This is a genomic window from Virgibacillus halotolerans (genome assembly GCF_016908515.1).
In the GTDB taxonomy this organism is placed as follows: Bacteria; Bacillota; Bacilli; order Bacillales; family Amphibacillaceae; genus Virgibacillus_M; species Virgibacillus_M halotolerans.
In genome coordinates this window covers 411,296-431,173 of the sequence record NZ_JAFBEA010000001.1, presented here as the reverse complement: position 1 = coordinate 431,173, position 19,878 = coordinate 411,296, and the positions used below count along the sequence as shown (strand labels likewise).

Here is a 19,878-nt window from a genome sequence, read left to right as displayed (position 1 = left end):
AAATTAATGTCAACAACTTATAATGTATATAGAGATGGAAAAAAGATTGCCACTGGATTGCCTAAAAAGTCTTATTTAGACAAGGGATTAACGCCTAACACTACATATAAATACCAAGTAAGTTCAGTGAACAATGTTGGTGAGTCTGATTTGTCTGAAGCTATTTCTGTTGAGACAAACTACAGCGATGTAGTTGAGGTTAAAGTGGATAAGAATCAGCTAGATTTAAATATTGGAGATACTGAGTCGTTAAATGCTACCGTCTCCCCCTCCACTGCTCAAAAAGGTGTCAAATGGGAATCAAGTGACGGTTCAGTGGTTACGGTCAGTGACGGTAACATTGAGGCTGTCGCAGAAGGAATTGCGGAAATTACTGTATCAAGTACTGCAGATTCGTCTAAGAGAGATACCTGTGAGGTTACTGTAGTAGAACCAGAACCTGAGCCGGAACCGGAAGAATAGTATTTTAAAAGTAAAATAAAGTAACAATATAATATATAGGGTCGAGGATTAAACCTCTTCCCTATTTTTTTAATCGGATAAAACGGAGGTTTTAAACAATGGCTAACAAAGAAACAGTAAGAAAGTTACCGTTAATTAAGATGGTAAATGAAGATAATAAAAAGTTTGATGAAACAATGTCAATTGAATTTTATATAGACGGAAAAAGATATGAAGTAAAACTAACCCCCTTCTTTGCCAAAGAAAGAATCGATCAATGCGTTCAAGAGCTAGTTAAAAGTGTAAAACAAGCTGAGGATGAGGGTATTGAGTTGTCTGATGGATTATTCTTCCCCCTCGTACATGCTGAAATAATTCGTGAATTTACAGATCTTACATTCCCTAAAAATCCAAAGCAGAATATACAATTTTTTATGAAGCTATATAACTCAAGATATTATGATGAAATCATGGAAATGATGCTGGAAGATGAAATAGCAAAAGTTTATGAAAAGGTATTTAAGATGATTGAAACAAATGGAAAAATAGAGAAGCAATTTAAGACCATGCAAGACGAGGTTAAGAATTTAGATATTAAGACACCTGAACTGAAGCAGCACTTGCAGGAACAGGTCAAAATCGACTCAAATGAGTAAGGATTTGATTAAGTATGGCTAGAAATTTTAGTAATTTAAATGATCTATTTGCAGCTATTCAAAGTGATATGGAAGATGTAATGAATCAAGACGTACTCCCTTCTACCTCACAAGTTATGTCAGAAAAAACACAAACCGAAGTATATGATGCATATGACCCTTATCAACATCAACGACGTGGAGCTAGTGGTGGCTTGGCAGATCCAAGCAATGTTGTTGGCACAGTAATAGATAGAACTGGGTACGGAATGACTATGCTGATTCAAAATATAACAAAAGGTGCAAATAGTGGCCAACCTATAGCTGGTCTGATTGAGCATGGTGATTCCAATGGTCATGGCGAGTACGACTGGAAAACAAACAGGAGTAATACGGCTTATAAATACCTGCAGCCAAGAAGATTTATGTTTGAATCTGTTCGGCATATGCAGCTTACCCTAAGTCACGTAAAAGCCATGAAGTCTGGTTTACGTGCGCGAGGATATACAATTAAATAGAAATGGTGGAGAATATGAGTAAAGAGATAGAAAAAAATATGCTAAGGCAAAGAGCTAAAAAGATGCCAGTTGTCACAGATGAAATGTGGAAAGAAGTTAATCAGGAGTACAGAGAATTTGTAGGTGAATACTTGTCTGCACAAAACCATTCTCCTCAAACTAGAAAACAATATACATCTGGACTTCGACATTTTGGCTACTTTCTGCTTAATTCGTTAAACAATAAACCAATGCATGAATTAACCAAAAGAGACATGTTGAGATATATGTCTTTTCTTAAAGATAGAGGAATGTCTTCCAGTGGTATCAATTTTAAAAAGGCATGCGTTTCTAGTTTGATGAATTATATAGAGAATTTTATAGCTGATGAAGTAAAAACTTACAGTTCATTTAGGAACCTGACTAGAGGATTACCAGCTATTCCTAAGAATCAAGTTTACGAAAAAATAAAGGTGACTTATGATGAGTACAAGGAAATGATGGATATATTGGAAAAAGATAAGAATTACCTAGGTATGGCATGGCTTGCTACTGCCTTCAATGTCGGTGCTCGTCGAAGTGAAATTATTCAATTTAAAACGAGTATATTAAAAGACCCATTCCCTGAAGATAAGAGTTTTATTATGAGTCATAACGTTCGTCTTAAAGGTTCTGGAGAAGATGGGAAAATCGAACCATACATGATTGACAAGGAAGCGTATGATTACATGAAGTTGTGGGTTGAAAAGCGTGGGTATGAAAGTGACTACATTTTTACTACAAAACATAACGGGGTTTTTGGACAAATGTCATCTTCATGGGCAGATTACTTCTGTTCAGAAAATTTATCTTACATATTAAACAGAAGAATTAATCCGCATTTATTTAAAGCTAGTTGTATTACCTACTTATTGGAGCAAGGTGTCAAGTTAGAGATGGTTTCCAAATACATCGCACACCATTCTGATGTGTCAACGACAATTCAGCATTACGATTTACGTGACTTTGAAGAGGAACGTAATAACATATTTGGTTAAAATTCATCTTTTATCCCCTATTAGTCCCCTATCTCGAAATTTAAAATATACATATTAGTTTGGATATAGGGGACTAAAGTTGGGTATTTTTCTGAATAGTGATTGACTTAACCTTTTGTTGACATTATAATATATGTTAAATATGTCAGTTATTAAAGGGAGTTGTTAATTATATGAAAAAGATTTATTTGTTGCCCTTTTTTGCAATTATTATGTTATTAGTCGGATGCAATTCTATGTCAGATGACGATTATAAGGAGATTGTAGAAAAGTTTTCTTCAAAGATGGATAGAGATTCGACTGTTAGTGGCGTGGATGTGCATTCTTTCCTATCTTATGATGAAGATCAGAGCACAAAAGATCATTACGTTTATAATGTGTTTAATCGAACGGAAGATAATTTATTTGATATGACAGACGACGATCAGATAAGCGTTGCTATGGATCTAGGTAAGTCGCTCGCAGTATTGACTGAAACTGGAGATATTACCAACAAAACTGATTGCGGTGAAAACAATGTCAAATGTTCTATCGGTGACATTAAGATCTCTAGCTCAGATGGTACAATCGAGTACCCTTTCTCTGATTTCTTAAATGAAGATAGTGTAGAGATAAAAAAGACTATTCTTGATCCGGCTGAGACGGCAGTTATGTCAGGCGTTGCCCCTTCACTTGACGATTCAAATAGCGAAAATGACGAATCTGATGATGGGCAATTAGAATTACAGGATAAAAGTTGTACCCATGATAAAGGCTATATGAAAACAAAGGGATTTATTAAAAATAATGACTCCAAGCCTCATAAACATATCCGAGTTGAAGTTGACTACTTAGATGCAGACGGAAATGTAGTTGACTCTGACTGGACTTATGCTGTTGATTCTCAAGAACTCAAACCAGACGGTAGAAAATCGTATGAAATTACGACTCCTGACAACGATAAGATCACAGAATGCAATCAGGTAATAGTAGTAGAGTGATACATGGCAAGTCATCCTTGATTGGATGGCTTTTTATTTGTTTGAATTTTCCTTGACTTTTTAATTGGGTAGTATTATAATATAAACACAGGGATAGATAATGACTGATCATCGTTATAAATAAGAGGTTGATCCGAATCCTTTTCTCTTCTTTAATTCAAATTATCTGCAATCTTTTACATGCCATAGATATTCTGGTATACTATAAGTAATTAAAGTCAATTCTATGCATATACATAATTCTATGAAGGATGTGATGTGTATGTGTAAGGACAAGGAGGATAAAAAGATGCAAGCTACAGCTCACGACACAAGGGTGTCTCAATCCAACTCTTTTCTAAAACTTAGGCATAAAATGCAAACCCAAATGAAAAAGAAGAATGTAACATATGAGGACGTATTGAAGTGGACAAAGGATATCAAAGATGGCAAGTAGAATTGTGGTAGATACAAATGTATTTATTGGCGCAATATTTGGTGAAGAAACGTCAGATAGTGCTAATCTACTTGCCACACTAGATGAAAATGGTGTCAGGATTGTCTTTTCCCAAGAGTTTATTGGTGAACTGATGTATATAATGAAGCGACATTGTAACTCGCTGGGACTTGACTATGAGTCAACGAGACAGGCGCTAATAAATATTACTGACCTATTCCAACAAGGTAAGTCAACTAATACTAGACATTTGGATAGAGAATTAATACCTGTCATAAATGATCCAGATGACCAGATGTTAGTAGAAGCTGCATACTCATCTGATGCAGATTATTTAATTACTTGGGATAAAAAGAGTGGAATTTTAGATTTGGATGGATACTCGTTTAAATGTTGTACGCCACTGGAATACATGCAGGATTTAGAAGAAGTTGTGTAAATTGATGAAAGTTAATGCCCTACGTTGATGTGTAGGGCATTTTTGTATGTAATTTTATAATTAAGTTTAAGGCACTCACTTTATTGTGGGTGTCTTTTTTTGTGCATTTTTATATGAAAGTTGGTGATTTCGGTATATGAATAATGGAACAGATTTAGGGATATTGATTAGCGCCTCCCTTGACGCAGAGAAATCCATAGGTAAGATTAACTCAGATTTAAAAAGAATGGAAAGTCAATTACATAACATTGGGTTAACTGTGGATACAAAAGGATTAGATCAGAAAATACAAGCTCAGATGGCTGGTATTAAGAAGACTATGAACGAGTCCCTGAAGATGGATATGGGTGGAATTGAGAAAAATAACTCCGCCCTCTTCTCTTCTATAAAGAATCTGGAAAGTCAATTTGGTGGATCTACTCAGAAAGTAGTTAAGGACGTCGCATTAGTTGAAAATAAAACTGGTCAATTAGAACAGAAAATAAAATCGTATATGGTTACGATGAAAACTGCTGATGATCAGATTAAGAAAATAAGACTTGCACCTGAATTGGATAAGGATACCGGAAAAGAAATAATAAGTCCGAAATCGATTCAAACCATTGAGGATTCTACTAAGAAGCTCAGAGAAAGAGATCAGGTTCTTTCTCAGGAGTTGAAGAATCATCGGGAATTGCAGTCCATTGAAAGACAGCGTGCTGAAGAGGAAAATAAAAAAGAAGTTAAGTCACAAAACGATAGACTTTCCCAAGAGCTAAAAAATAATAAGGAGTTATTGGCTCTTGAAAGAAAGCGTTCAGAAGAACAACAAAAGATGGGCACTAAAATTGGTCAGTCTAATAATTTAAAGCAACTCGACACTAACTCCAGACAGCATTTGGACACTGTATTGAAACAGCAAGACGCTTTGAAGGGTTTAAAGATAATACAGTCCAATGTTAATGAAACTTCTGGAAAATGGTCTGCTTTAATTAGTAAGAATAGTTCGGAAAATCTAAAGTTGACTGGAACGATTGATAGATCAACTGGTGCAGTACATAGACAGAATCAGGAAATAAAACAAGCTACCGCAAGTCAAATGGGTATGCTTCAATCATTGAAGGTTGCAGCGATGAGAGTCCCAGTTTGGATGGGCGCGATGACGGCCTTCTATGCTCCCCTACGCGGAATGAAGTCTGCAATTGATAACGTAAGAATGCTTGACGAAAGAATGGTTGAATTAAGAAGAGTCATGGATGCAACTCCACAGACTTACAACAAGCTGATAACGGAAAGTATCGACCTGTCTCAAGAACTGGGAAATCGTGTAGCAGATGTTTCTCAGGCAATGACTGACTTCTCCCGACAGGGATACGAGCCAGACATGCTTATGGATTTGACGAAAACTGCAACCATCCTAAGTAACATATCGGATCTCTCACCAAGTGACGGAATGGATACGATCACTGCCGGACTTAAGGCCTTTGATATCGAAGCAAAAGACAGTATGTCGCTGATAGATCGTCTTAATGAAGTTGACAACAACTACGCTATTAGTACGGCTGACTTAAGTAATGCAATGATGAAATCAGCAGCAACTGCTAATACATTTGGTGTAAGTCTGGATAGTTTAATTGGTCATACGGCAGCTATTGGAATCACGACCAGAGAATCAGGAAATATTATCGGTAAACTTATTGCCGCCTAATCGGGAAACCGATTAGTGAACATCTTACTATAACAGGGGAAGCCTTGGGGAAGGTAATCCTGTGGGAAGAATATTTTGGATAATAAAAAAGGAGAAGATATACATACGTAGCAGATTTAAGTGTCTTTATTTTTGTGATATATGTGGTGTAGAGGTGTATAAAACCAAATCACAAACAGAGAAAATAACCAAGGGTGTAGCGACATGCTCTCTGCAGTGTTTAGGTAAACTCAATGCAATTAGAAAATATAATCGAGTAGACAAAACTTGCACTATGTGTGGCAAATCATATAATGTGATACCAGCAAATGCAGATAGTGTCGTATGTTCAGTAGACTGTCAGAAAAAATGGCAGTCTACTTTTTTAATTGGTGAAAATGCTAACAACTGGAAAGGCGGAGATAGAGATAAGCTGTGTGAGTTTTGTAATGATTTTTACACTTGCTCTTCTCCTTACAATTTTAAACATCAAAGGTTCTGTTCTGATTTTTGTCGTATAGAATACTGGAAAGAAAACACTTTACATAATGAAAGGTTTTCAAAATCGTGGTATGAAGGAAATCGAAGATACAGAGAAAGCCTTGCTGATAGAAGAGTAGAAACGCGACCAGAAAGAATGGTTAGAGAGTGGCTTGATGATAATGATATTAAATATATGCAGGAGCAGGGATTTTTCCGCAGATATTTTGCGGATTTTTTCATTCCCAAAGAAATGTTAATTATTGAAGTCATGGGAAATTATTGGCACGGAAATCCTAGTATGTATGGGAATGACAAAATACCATTAAATCAAGAACAAACCGCTAACATGGAAAGAGATGTTCGAAAGAAGAAAGACTTTGAACGATATGGATTTAATTACATAGAGATATGGGAGCAAGATATTTATAAAGATGTAGACAAAAAATTATCCAAAATATTCCCCGCAACGACTACACGTAGGACACCCTAGCATAATTGGGTGATGATATAGTCTGAACTACATATATAACCTATTGTACAAAAATGTAGAAAGAGGGTCAGAGGTAACCAGACCACTTAAAGGAGTACCCTCTTCGCCATTTAGTTATGGTCAGTAGCCAGAGATGGTGAAAGTAACAGAATGAATAGCCTGAAAACTCTATACACAAGAATAACAACACTCGATGAAGCCGTGGCATCTTTAGACTCTGTCGGAGTCAGTACAAAAGATGCTGCTGGTGGTATGCGAGATGTTGATGATATTCTTGGAGATTTAGCCGGAAAGTGGGATTCTCTTAACGCTGAACAGCAACAGAATATTGGCGTAAATGTTGCTGGACGATTCCAAGTTTCTAGATTTTTAACATTGATGCAACAATATGATACAGCTCTTGACGTAACAGAAACATCTCTCCACTCCCAAGGATCGGCAATGCGTGAGCAGTCCGAATACGCCAAGTCATTGGAAGCTAGATACAACAGGCTTTCTAATGCCGGGGTAGAATTAAGTAGATCAATGGGAGATGCAGTTCTTACTAATGGAATTGTTTCTGTAACTGAAGGAATTGCACGACTTACTAGTTCAGCAGATGGATTAGTGAAATCTGTAGGCGTAATGGCTCCTGTAATGGGAGTTGCTGGATTAGCTACAGTTGGGCTAAGCACAAAAGTTCGTACATTAGCTACTGCCCTTATATTTGGCACAGGCGAAATGAAACGATCTCAACTTGCCACCGTAGGATTGAGCCAATCTATGGATAGAGCTGCTGTTAAAACAGTAGTATTCAAAAACGCGTTACGTGGATTAGCCACAGCTACTGTAGTCGGAGCTGCTTTTATGGCTGCTGGATTTGCTCTCGAGAAATTAATTAATCTTCTCGGGGAATCGATTCAGAAAAAAGAAGAACTAAGAGAGCAAAATGAAACATCAGTAAACTCCATAAGAAATGAAAAGGAAAATATAGATGAATTAGTTGATAGTTATGAAAAATTATCTAATGTCGAAAGAGACAATGAACAAGAAGAAGAATATGCTAGGTTGCAAAATGAAATAGCCTCCCTTCTTCCGGGTATCAAAACGGGAGAAAACGCTAAAGGTGAGGCCATCATTGCTAGTTCAGAAGCTGTACGCGAACATGTGGGCTTACTAGAAAAACAAATAGAATTAGAACAGTCCCAGTTAAGAAGCGAAGCCCCTTCTACTCTTGAAGATAATAATAAGGATCTAGAAAAGTATAGACAACAGATGGAAGATGAAGAAAAGGATCTCGAGAAGTGGACTAAGCTGGCCAATGATGCTGCTGATAAATTAGCTGCGAGTAGAGATGGAACTGGTGATAAGCTCAAGGCAAGAGAAGAAAGCGGTCTTGAGAATGACATTGAGAGATGGAATCGCTACGCTACTGATGCGTCTAACGCCTCCATTGAAGCCTCTAACAGTATGTATGAGATTCAGGAAAGTACAAATCAAACAATTAGCGCTATAATTTCTGACTTTGATGATCTATCCTCTGTAGATGTGGGCACCATAGCTAACATAGTAAACGAAGAAGGCATCTCTTCTATTGATGAAATTGACAAGTTAGCTGAAAGAATAGTTGACTTAAAATCCGAGTTAGGTGACGGATTTACAATTGAAAACTTAGATTTGAGTCAGATTGAACTAGTTGAATCTAAGATGAAGGATATATCTAATATTAGTCCTGACGATGATGCTCATTGGGAAAAATTAAGCGATGAGTTTAGAAAAGCTGGCATAGAAGGAAGTAATCTAGCCACCTTAATGGGAGGATTAAGATACGAACAGCACGATATTGCTAATGCCTTCGCTTTGAGTGCTGATGCAGTGGCTGGCCAAGTGCCTAAATTTGACGAAGTTGGAAATATAGTAGATTGGGTAACTGAGCAGTTTATCGACAACGAGGAAGCTGTAGAAGACTCGAAAACAGCTATGGAAGAACTGATGGATACATATAATGAAGCTACAGGTAGCATATCTGAGTTAAATGGTATTATCGATGAGTTAAATGAAGGAAATGGCTTAACAGCGGATTCTATTGGGATTATATTAGAAAAATATCCAGAACTACTAGGGTATCTTGACAATGAAAAAGTATTAAAGCAAAAATTAGAAGAAGCAACTATCAGTGAAGGTAAAACAGCTACTGATGTTCTTAGAAAAAAGCTTGAAAATGATGAGCATTTCTTAAAGGAGTCAATGAGTGGTTACAAACAACTATACAACTTTCTTAATGATTCTTATGATATAGACTTGGGAAATTTTAATACGTTAGCTGCAGCTAAGGCTAAAGTGGAAGGTAATTTAATCAACGAGCTTGCCGGAGCTTGGTCTAAGTATCTTCAAGTAACTGGCGAAGGATTAGTTGATTTAAATGTTCAGGCACAAGAGTTAATGGCTGAAGTATCGGACGACCCAATAAGACGTGTTGTAGAGATGCCAATTCTTAGAACTGGCTTACTTGGAAATAGAAATCAAATTAATACAGAATTAGAGAAAGTAAATGCTGAGTTTAATAAAGTTACTGACCAAGCTCTAAATATAGACTCAAATGGCATAGCTATGAACTTGGATAAAGTCGGTAGTAGTGCAGAAAAGAATGCTGGTAAGGCTGGGAATGCAGCTAAAAAAGCTGGAGAAAAAGCTAAAAAGTCTGGCGAAGATGTCAATGAAATGACCAAAGAGTACGAAAGTGCTATCTATGCAGCTGAAAAGTTTAAATTAGCATTAGAAGAATTGAACTTACAACTAGAAAAACAAAGATCAATTCAATCTAAATATCCAGAGTATTCTAAGCAATATAGAAATGCACTAGAAAAAGAAATTAAGCTACTTAAAGAAAAGCGTGGATTGACACAAAAGCAAGCTAGTGAATTAGAAAAACAGATTAAGAATGGAACAATCGTACCTACTGGTGTTCTGAGTAGTGTTGCAAGTACAAGTAAAACTACAACAGCTGCCAGCTCGTCAAAAGGACAATATTCTGGTAAATACGCCAAAGAAATCAATGCCTCCGCTAAACGTCATGGTGTTGATCCATTTTTAGTTGCGGCAATAATACAGCAAGAATCAAATTGGAATCCTAAAGCTAGGTCTGGTGCTGGCGCTCAAGGTTTAATGCAGTTAATGCCCGGTACAGCTAGAGGATTAGGTGTTAAGAATTCGTATAATCCAGCTCAAAATATTGAGGGTGGAACTAAATACATAGCTCAACAATTGAAATCATTCGGTGGAGACATAACTAAAGCATTGGCTGCCTATAACGCAGGCCCCGGTAACGTCCGTAAATATGGCGGAGTTCCTCCTTTTAAGGAAACTCAAAACTATGTAAAAATAGTTCAGAAAAACTTAAAGAGCTTTGGTAAAGCGTTAACCTTTACAGAGAAAACAGTCAATTCATCTAGCAAGTCAATGAATAAGGCTGCTAACTATTATCTTGACAACTTTAAGATTACATCGCCTTATGGTGAGCGAACTCATCCGGTTACTGGAAAAAAAGGCAAGATGCATCACGGGGTTGACTTTGCTAACGGAAAAGCCGGAGATCCCGTTAAGGCTCTACGTGCTGGCAAGGTAACAACAGCTGGATACTCCACTACTGCAGGTAACTGGGTTGTCGTTCAGCAAGACGATGGAACAGTTGCTAAATATATGCATATGTTGAGCGATCTTAAGGTTAAGAAAGGTCAAAATGTAAGTGCAAACCAGCAGATTGGCAGAGTTGGAAGTACTGGTAGCTCAACGGGAAATCATATCCATATAGGTATTGAGCGTAACGGAAAGTCTATTGATCCAATGGATTATATACAAGACTTATCCAAGACTGCAGCACAGGGACAACAGGATGTTGATGGAGCTAAATCTGAATTAGCTGGACTTAAGGGTGATATAACGGAAATAAATGATCAGATTGAAGAATTGTATTTTGCGATTGTTGAATCTCATTTAGCAGCTTATGATCATTCTAAAGAAAAGCTTGAAAAAGGATTGGCTCAGGTTGATTATTATCAATCTAGATATAGTGAAGATTCGAATGCTTGGGCAAAACAACAGCTTAAGCGTGAAAAGTTAATGAAAGATCAAACTAAGTATCAAAAAGATTCGATTAAGTTTCTTGAAAGAGAAATTAAAGCTAATAAGAATCTAACAAAAGCTCAAAAGATGCACTTAAATGATGAGTTGAGAGATCGTCAGATTGAATTGTGGAATATGGAAAGAGCAGTATTAGAGGAGCGAATCAGTATGGCTGAAAAGTTAACATCTGTGTATAAGGATGCGCTTCAAGCTCAGAAAGATGCTGCTCTTGATTCAGTTGATAAGCTTCTTAAGGAAATTGATGACAAAGAAAAAGAAGCTGATTACAAGAAAAAATTAAGAGATGAGCAAAAAAATCGTCAGGAAATAGAGGATGAAATATCTAAGTTGTCAATGAATGATTCGGGTGCTGCTAGAAAGAAAATTAAAGAATTAACTGAGGAACTTCAAAAGCTAGATGAATCCATAGATGACATGCAGCATGAAAAAGGCATGGATGACCGTAAGGATGCTCTTGGTAAAGAAAAAGAAAAAATTGAGACTAAGTATGACAATTTAATAAACGATGAAAAAGCATTCGCTGATATGCGTTCTCAAATCATTGATGGCAATACAAAGAGTATCAAAAATAAATTAGATTCATTTTATAAGCAACTTGGTAGCATGACAGATGCCCTTGGCAAGAGTACTGTAAACAACCTAAAAAGATCAATCAGTCAAATGAATGCTTATATGGGTGGAAAAAACTTTACAGGTATGAAAGTCCCTTCTTTCGATACGGGTGGAATGACATCTGTTAAGAAGAATAGTGGTGGGATTGCAGTTGTCCATGATAAAGAAATAATTCTAAATAAGGACGATACTAGCAATTTCCTAAAAGCAATTGACATGACTAGAAGTATGGTTAACTCAATAGGAAAAGTTAAGTCCCCTCCCCTATCTTCTACTGAAGTAAAAGAAGGTGGAGATACTATAGTCCACGTTAATATCGAAAATACTACTGGCAGCAGAAAAGAGACAGAAATGAATTGGAAGAATATCGTCAAAGGAGTCAAGCTAAAAGGCGGTAAAATTTAATAAGCAAGCTATAGAGTCAGTCCATTTGGGTTGACTCTATTTTTAATGAGGTGGTGTATTCAAATTTGATTAGAGAAAGCAGATATTTTAATTTTGCAGGTATAAAATCAACAGATTTTGGCATAGAGAACATTACAATTTCAGGTGGATTGCAGTCGGAGGAAGTTGTGGCGAGTAAAACAATCAACGAAGTTTATATACGTGGAAGAAAAAAGCCTTACTTCATAGATGTATCAGAAGAACCTAGAACGATAGAGTTGGAATTTGCGTTCATGAGAACCTGGGATGACAGGTTGATTGATGAAGTGATCAGATGGCTGAATGTGGATTATTATCAACCCTTGTATTTCAGTGAGGATGAGGATGACTATAGCAATGGCACGGAAAGAGTGTATTATGTCATTCCCGTCAATGGGATAGAGTTGATGCATTATGGCCTCAAGCAAGGCTACTTGAAACTTTCTATGCGGTGCAATTCCGGCAAAGGTTACAGTCGTGACATTGCTACGCCTATTTATCAGCCGTGGAATGATGACACAACGGGAACTACAGATATAGAATTAGACAACTATGGCCACTTCTCCATTTATCCTGATATTTGGATTGAAAAGATTGGCGACGGTGATATAACCATATTTAATCGTACAAATGGAAATCAAGAGTTCAAATTAGAAAATATAGAAATAGGAGAAAAGCTTGATATAGATTGCGAGAATGAAATTATCGAAACGGATAAAGAAAGAACGTATAGATATGATGATTTTAATGACAATTATCTAGAACTGATCTACGGAAGAAATATATTGACAATCACAAACAACGCTAAGTTTCAATTTAGATATAAATACATATTCTCTTAGACACATCAAGGAAGGAGGTAAATGCTTTTGTATAATAGAAATAGTTTAGAGCCAAATAAGCCATCTCTGTTTTTGGCAAAGCCAGATAAAACTGTGATCGCTAAATTAAAACATATTAAAGATGAAGAGTTGACGGTTAACTATGGTGAGATAAATGAATTGTCTTTCACCCTTCCCTTCTATGTTGACATAGGTAATAAAAATGTTAGAAATCCTCACGCTGATAAATTTAAAGAAAAATTCCTTATTAAATCTGTCAATGATGGAAAGATTGAATGGTTTCTTATAAATAGTATAGGGAAAGTGTCGGATGACTCCGACGATTTAAATATAGGTTGCTTCTCATTAGGTTACCAACTGTGGTATGACAAAATGATTGAATATGAAGAAACGAGTATGAACTGTTTGATGGTTATGCAAGATGTTCTTAACGGAACTGACTGGACTGTAGGGTATATTAATCCAGAATTCAATTTGAAGCATCGGAAATTTGAAGTATCGAGTCAAACTAAGTTAGATTTTATTTATGAAATTGCTGATACATTTAAAGGGAAAGCCGTTTTTGACACAGTCGATAAAACAGTAAGTTTTTATAAGGAAGAGGAATTACAGGTTAATAAGGGATTTAAAGTTGGATATGGCAAATATATTGAAAACATTGATGAGAATATTGATGCTGATGAGATCGTAACAAGACTTTATGTATATGGTAGCGATGGAATGAGAATAAACTCTGTCAACCCTACTGGTCAACCTTACATAGATGACTTTTCGTATTTTCTATACCCGTTCGAAATGGATGAAAATGGCAAGGTTATTTCTCATAGTGAATACATGAGTGACAACTTGGCCAAGGCATTGATTTCGTATAATAGGTACGTATCAGGTAGAAAAGATGAATTTGGTGATTACCTAAAAGAAAAAAGCGAATTGCAATCGGACATGACGACTGAGGATAACAGATTAGTTGAATTAAAAGTAGAGCTGGAAATAATCCTAGATTCAATTACACTGGCCAAAGATATCGGCGAAACTACCAGTGCATTAAATATCAATCGTAGCAATAAGAATAAGCAAATATCGATCCAGCAGTCAAAGGTTAATGCAATTGAGAAGAAAATAAATATAATTGATGAAAGCGTCAAACAACTACGTGAAGATCTGAAAATTGAAAATCACTTTGATAAAGATCAACGAAACGAATTGTTTAACTTTATCCAAGTAGACGAATGGACTGACGACAACCAATTTGACGAAAGCGATCTATATGAGGCTGGATTAGAACAAATTAAAGAAGTAAATAGCCCTCCAATTGATGTAAGTATGGGTTTGGTTAACTTTTTTGAAATGGTCAGTGAGGGACATAATTGGGGCAGATTTGGAATTGGAGACACGATACATATCGACCATAAAAGGATTGGCACTGATATTAAAGCCAATCTTTCGCAGATAATTTTTGACTATGAGACTCCATCTATCGGTGTTACCGTCTCTAATGCTAAAAAGTCGGAATCGGATGAGTCGAAAATAAAGAATGCATTTTACACCATTGACAAAGTTAACACCGACCATAATAAGCGTAAAATTAATTGGAATAAGGCAGCATATAACTTTAATTTACGTAATGACAGACTGTCAGAAAAGCCAACAAAACCTACCCCCCTACTGTTAAGTCACAAGGATAATGACGATGGTTCTGTAAACTTGAACTTAAAGTGGGACTATCCAGATCATGCTAAGACAAATAAAAACGCAGACAATATAGATGGATTTAACATTTATCTTCATCACTCCATAAATAATGAATCATATCAATTTGGTTCTAAAATGGGCGAAGAGGATCAGAAAGGTGTATCGTATGGTACGAGAGCATTTACCTACCCTTCTGTCCCAGCAAATTTATATTATACAATAGGAATTCAAGCTTACCGTCGTGTTGATGAAGATGTCAACAGAGACGGTATTTTATTGTCCGATATTGTTAGATTTAATGGAGTCGGTGGATTAAACATTTCTATGCCTGTTCATCCCTCCCCTGCTACTGCATCGTCAGAACCAAGATTGATGTCAACATTTAATTCTATGGCTTTATCTGTTGTTGAATCTGATGATGACCCAGAAGAAGATTGGGAAGAAGAATTAGACGAGGAGACTTTAGGAGTTGACGACGGAGAAGTTCAGATATCTCCGGTTAGCATTGAGGAGTATGACAATCCTACTTCCACCCCCTATCAGCCCAGAACAGATGTCAACTTGAAGGGTAAAGTAAATGGATCATTCCATTCTGTCGGAGACGAGCCAGAAAACCCTAATGTTACTGATGTTTGGATAAGTTTAGAAGATGGCAAAACTAGGATTTGGGACGGAAAAAAATGGTCAATCGATACTGAAGCCAGTGATAATAAAAAAGAAACTGACAAGATCATTGGCGAGTTAGAAGAAAAGCTTCAAAGAGAACTCAATGAAATGCTGGACGATCTTAACGACAGAATGGAACATGTTGATTCTGAAATGGATCGTATTGAGAATGAAGTCATTCCAAATGTTGAAGACACTATAACCAAAACGTATATTCCAGAACAAGACACACCTCCTACTAAAATACCAAGGAGTGGACTTTGGAAAGATACATCGCAATATCCCTCTAGGTTAATGCGGTATGATGAGGCTAAGGATGAGTGGGTTCCACTTGCTCAAACAAAAGAAGAAATAGACAACCTAATCGAACAAATGCGTGAAGATGCTGTTCTGGAGGGAAAAGAATATACAGAAGAAGAGATTCAGGCTGAACGTGAGCGGATTCTTAAAGAATTGAACAAGCAGACTGGGAATATCGATCAAAAAATCAAAGACTTATTTGACATGTCTGAAGGATTGAAAGATGGGTTCGAGGGTGCCGCAGAACATATTGAGAAGTCTGAGCAATCTTATCGTAAAGAGAAGGCAGAAATTGAAGAAGGAATAAAAGAGTTAGAAGATGTAGCTGCAGATTTAAATAACCGAGCTGAAGAATTGCAAGAACGTATTGGTGACTTAGATGGAAAGATTACCGAGACAATTGTAGACGTTGATGATGCATTAGGTAAGATATCAGCTGCCGTCGAAGTTGTAGAACGGATAGATGGTCGTGTAAGCGAGAACTCTTCCAAGCTAGAAATTCAAGAAGGTCTAATAAATGGAAAAGTTGATGACTTTATATACCAAGAAGACAAGGCAGGAATTATTGAATCTGTAGAAAGTAACGTTGCTGAAATCGCACTGACTGCAAAAGGATTGGAAGCTAAAGCAGAACAGTCTACAGTAGATAATTTAACCGGTCGTATTTCAGATGCTGAATCAACCCTAGAGATACATGCAGAAGGATTAGAATTTAAGGCTGATAAGTCTGAGATATACACAAAAAAAGAAATGGACGAAGAATTTAAAGTATACGAAAACAAGTTCGTTGAATTCGATGCAACCATTGATGGAATCTTAGGCAAAGTATCTGACACTGAAGCTACAGTTGATGCTGTTACTGGTGAAGTGACAGGAATAAAAAAAGATGTGACCTCCCTATCATTGCGAGCTGATGGATTGGAAGGAAACTTTAGTAGTCTTAACGACACTATTGATGGAATTGAAGAAGATGTAACTGCTATTAGTGTAAGAGCTGATGGGATTTCAGCAGAGATTGAAAGGATCGAATCCGAACACGATGGCAGAATTTCCGAAAACTCGACTCAGATTGGAATTCAAGCTGGACTTATTGAAGCCAAATTAGACTCCACTACTTATCAAACTGATAAAAGTGGAATTTTATCTGAAATTGAGGCTAATAAAACCTTGATACAAGCGACTTCTGAGAGGGTTGATTTATCAGTTACTAAAAAAGAGTTCGAAGCTTTGGTTATTGGTGGCAGGAATTTATTAAGAAGTTATGACAAGTGGGAGAAAACTCAGGCATCGAGCATTGAGATAATTACTCCTTATAAGTTTAAGATAATTGAAAACGGAAGTCCGAGTACGAGGCTGGAATTTTGGGTAGACGTTGAGCCAAATACAGATTACACCATAACGGCAAGCGTGGAGTATGGTAGAACAGCCGTTTATCATGAGGATGGAAGCGTACTTGTAAAACTCATAGACAACAACATAAATGAAACATTCAACACAGGTGATGCAACTAAAGTAAGGGTTCATCACGGTAAGTATTCACAAGAAATGCGCGAGTGTACATTTTCTAACACTCAATTAGAAAAAGGAAATAAAGCCACAGATTGGGAAGCAGCACCAGAGGATACAGACGCACAGCTTGAAACGATCTCAGACAGAATTTCCACCACTCAAGCTGACTTATCTATACTAGCCGAAGGTGTATCTCTCAAAGCAGAGAAATCTGAAGTATACACTAAAACCGAAATGAATACTCAACTAGGAGATAAGCTAGACACTACTGTATACAGCAATAAAATGAGTCAGTTAGATGTGACTATTGAGGGTATTCAAGGTAGCGTGTCTAATATTAAATCTGATGTAGATGGCACTAAGAGTCAAATAGCTGATTTAAGTATAAGAGCGGATGGAATCGAAGGCAGCGTTAGTGATATTAGTAGTGGAATAGATGGCATAAGTGAGCAAGTTGCCAGCCTATCCGTCAAAGCAGACCGAATTGAGACAAGTGTTAGCAATATTTCTGTTGGTGGAAGAAACCTGTGGCGCTGGACAGATTACGAAACTGCAAGTTTGGAAAATATAAAAAACAGTTATTTTCATAATTTCCCTAGTTCTTCACCTGTTATTAGACAGGCAAACTGGGGATCGGTACAAGGAACCTTTATAGAGGGGCGTAGTGTGATCTCGTATGTAGGGTCAGTCGGAGAAAGAACTGAATATGCGATTAACCCGATTGACGAAAATGGAAAATACTATATGCGCTTAGAACCAAACGCAGAATACACTTTTTCCATGTGGTATTACCACGGTGGAGGGATTGCTAATCTGCAAATGCTTGTGTGGGCATATGATGATGACGGAAGTAATAGATCAAACTATATCGCTAATAGATTTAGCACTGAATACCATGACAAATTTAAAAGATTAGAATGGACTTTTAAGACTGATGACAGAGTGTTATACGAAACACGCTTGTATATAAGACCAGATAATGCAAGACCAGACGGCACAGCAATGAGTTATCACATGTATCAGCCACAGCTTGAAAAAGGAAATATGGCTACGTCATATCAACAAGCACCAGAAGATATAGGCAGTCGCATGCTTATCGCTGAATCGTCTATCCAACAAAATGCAGAAAATATTAATTTAAAAGTGGATAGAGACGGCATAGTAAATTCACTTAACTTGTCATCTGAAGGATTAAAAATTGATGTAAATAAAATGGATGTCACAGGCTTAGTTTCATTTATCAACTCAGACGGATCAACTGGCACTGCTATCAATGGTAGCAAATTGGTCACTGGCAGTGTTACAGCTAAAGAGTTAAATGTAAATGAGATATTTGGCAACTCAGCTGTAATCGGCAAGATACAAGCAGATTCTGTATTGACTGCTAATTTATCAGCGTCTCAGATTACTGCTGGAACATTTGATGCTGGCAAAATAAGTGTAGTCAATCTTAGTGCCTCTTCCCTTATAGCTGGTGAAATTGATGCAAGTAAAGTTAACATTAGAAACTTGAATGCAGCAGAGATGAAAACAGGCACTTTAACTGGTGTAGATATTACTGGGGTCAACATTACTGGATCAAACTTCAGAGCAAAAGATGGAGACTTCACTCTTCAAGACAATGTGTCCAATGTTGAATATAGCGTCACACCAGCCCGTAACATGATTCAAGATCATTCGTTTGAGATGATGCAACCGGGATACTCTAGCGCTGATTCAATTAAACATAACTGGGTAGATATCGATAAGACAATTAACGATAAGTGGAGCATCACAGGCAAACCTAAAATTGTTACCCAATTCGCTCCAGAGGATGCGAAAGCACTTGCTATACATGGTAACAGAGCGATAGCGGTAAAAGATGCAAACTTTGTTAGACAATATATTTATGAAGGCGTTGGTGGTGGAGCTAAATTTACGATATCTGGCTTCTTCAAAAGACAATGGAACCAGCCGCCCGGCAAGCCACGCTTTGAGGTGGACGTTATAAACGCAGCTGGTGGTCGAACTAGGTTAATAAACGAAATATTTGAAACTGTACCAAATGATTATTCCGTTGTTAGACGTTCTTCTACTTTTACAGTTCCAAGCAACTTTCAAATAGGTGGATCTTTGGATGTGAAAATATCGGGTGGAGATAGCAATTGGGTGCATTGTGATGGTATTCAAATGGTCGAAGGTGACAAGCCCACTGTATACCAACCGGAGGATAGTATTTGGGAGATCACAAAAGGAAATTATAATGTAAGAAACGAAAACAGACTCCTTTGGTCTGGGGCGGTTTATTTGAGGTCGGATCACGTATTATACCCAGAGAAGCCCTTGGAGTATTGCAACAATGGGTGGATTTTAGAATGGAGTAACTATGTTATAGGCGATGGAGCAACCGACAGTGACTGGCAGTATACCTATATCTCAAAAAACACATCTGTGAATGCTACTAGCAGCAATGGAGCTAGGGTTTATTTGCGTAGCGGAAATTGGGATGGCAATGAAGTTATGAAATATTTCACGATTAGAGGCGGTGGAGAAAGACTTGTCGGTCATGACACTAATGGTCAGGGGCAAAACAGGAATATGGCTTTAAGGGCAATTTATGAATGGTAAA

General features: G+C 37.1%; 12 protein-coding genes. All 12 read left to right on the top strand.

Annotated elements, in window-relative coordinates:
- Nucleotides 1–6: 6 nt before the first annotated feature.
- Nucleotides 7–462: an Ig-like domain-containing protein gene (locus JOC34_RS02215; RefSeq protein WP_205135069.1), complete on the top strand. Its 456-nt coding sequence runs from the start codon at nt 7–9 to the stop codon at nt 460–462.
- Nucleotides 463–560: 98 nt separating this feature from the next.
- Nucleotides 561–1,097, top strand: coding sequence for a hypothetical protein (locus JOC34_RS02210; protein ID WP_205135068.1), 537 nt, complete (start codon nt 561–563; stop codon nt 1,095–1,097).
- A gap of 14 nt (nt 1,098–1,111) precedes the next feature.
- The gene (locus JOC34_RS02205; protein ID WP_205135067.1) at nt 1,112–1,594 is read left to right on the top strand and encodes a hypothetical protein; all 483 of its coding nucleotides are present in this window, start codon (nt 1,112–1,114) and stop codon (nt 1,592–1,594) included.
- A 14-nt stretch (nt 1,595–1,608) separates the two neighbouring features.
- Nucleotides 1,609–2,610 carry a tyrosine-type recombinase/integrase gene (locus JOC34_RS02200; RefSeq protein WP_205135066.1) on the top strand — a complete coding sequence of 334 codons (1,002 nt, stop codon included), beginning with the start codon at nt 1,609–1,611 and terminating at the stop codon, nt 2,608–2,610.
- A 173-nt stretch (nt 2,611–2,783) separates the two neighbouring features.
- Nucleotides 2,784–3,590 carry an FxLYD domain-containing protein gene (locus JOC34_RS02195; protein ID WP_205135065.1) on the top strand — a complete coding sequence of 269 codons (807 nt, stop codon included), beginning with the start codon at nt 2,784–2,786 and terminating at the stop codon, nt 3,588–3,590.
- Between the two features lie 289 nt (nt 3,591–3,879).
- Complete coding sequence (locus tag JOC34_RS02190; protein ID WP_205135064.1) at nt 3,880–4,026, top strand: hypothetical protein; 147 nt, start codon at nt 3,880–3,882, stop codon at nt 4,024–4,026.
- Nucleotides 4,016–4,465 carry a putative toxin-antitoxin system toxin component, PIN family gene (locus JOC34_RS02185; RefSeq protein ID WP_205135063.1) on the top strand — a complete coding sequence of 150 codons (450 nt, stop codon included), beginning with the start codon at nt 4,016–4,018 and terminating at the stop codon, nt 4,463–4,465. Before JOC34_RS02190 ends, JOC34_RS02185 begins: the two co-directional genes overlap by 11 nt.
- Before the next feature lie 136 nt (nt 4,466–4,601).
- Nucleotides 4,602–6,152: a phage tail tape measure protein gene (locus JOC34_RS02180; RefSeq protein WP_205135062.1), complete on the top strand. Its 1,551-nt coding sequence runs from the start codon at nt 4,602–4,604 to the stop codon at nt 6,150–6,152.
- A gap of 154 nt (nt 6,153–6,306) precedes the next feature.
- A complete protein-coding gene (locus JOC34_RS02175; protein ID WP_205135061.1) occupies nt 6,307–7,104 on the top strand; it encodes an endonuclease domain-containing protein in 798 nt (265 codons plus the stop codon).
- Nucleotides 7,105–7,254: 150 nt separating this feature from the next.
- Entirely contained in the window at nt 7,255–12,243 is a 4,989-nt protein-coding gene (locus JOC34_RS02170; protein WP_205135060.1) for a transglycosylase SLT domain-containing protein, read from the top strand.
- Nucleotides 12,244–12,308: 65 nt separating this feature from the next.
- Nucleotides 12,309–13,103 carry a phage distal tail protein gene (locus tag JOC34_RS02165; protein ID WP_205135059.1) on the top strand — a complete coding sequence of 265 codons (795 nt, stop codon included), beginning with the start codon at nt 12,309–12,311 and terminating at the stop codon, nt 13,101–13,103.
- Nucleotides 13,104–13,130: 27 nt separating this feature from the next.
- The gene (locus JOC34_RS02160) at nt 13,131–19,877 is read left to right on the top strand and encodes a DUF7359 domain-containing protein (protein ID WP_205135058.1); all 6,747 of its coding nucleotides are present in this window, start codon (nt 13,131–13,133) and stop codon (nt 19,875–19,877) included.
- Nucleotide 19,878 lies beyond the last annotated feature (1 nt).

What these genes read in the sequence shown, in the direction of transcription:
- JOC34_RS02210 (WP_205135068.1), top strand. Translation starts at nt 561, where the DNA reads ATGGCTAACAAAGAAACAGTAAGAAAGTTACCGTTAATTAAGATGGTA.
- JOC34_RS02180 (WP_205135062.1), top strand. Translation starts at nt 4,602, where the DNA reads ATGAATAATGGAACAGATTTAGGGATATTGATTAGCGCCTCCCTTGAC.
- JOC34_RS02185 (WP_205135063.1), top strand. Translation starts at nt 4,016, where the DNA reads ATGGCAAGTAGAATTGTGGTAGATACAAATGTATTTATTGGCGCAATA.
- JOC34_RS02170 (WP_205135060.1), top strand. Translation starts at nt 7,255, where the DNA reads ATGAATAGCCTGAAAACTCTATACACAAGAATAACAACACTCGATGAA.
- JOC34_RS02190 (WP_205135064.1), top strand. Translation starts at nt 3,880, where the DNA reads ATGCAAGCTACAGCTCACGACACAAGGGTGTCTCAATCCAACTCTTTT.
- JOC34_RS02195 (WP_205135065.1), top strand. Translation starts at nt 2,784, where the DNA reads ATGAAAAAGATTTATTTGTTGCCCTTTTTTGCAATTATTATGTTATTA.
- JOC34_RS02200 (WP_205135066.1), top strand. Translation starts at nt 1,609, where the DNA reads ATGAGTAAAGAGATAGAAAAAAATATGCTAAGGCAAAGAGCTAAAAAG.
- JOC34_RS02205 (WP_205135067.1), top strand. Translation starts at nt 1,112, where the DNA reads ATGGCTAGAAATTTTAGTAATTTAAATGATCTATTTGCAGCTATTCAA.
- JOC34_RS02215 (WP_205135069.1), top strand. Translation starts at nt 7, where the DNA reads ATGTCAACAACTTATAATGTATATAGAGATGGAAAAAAGATTGCCACT.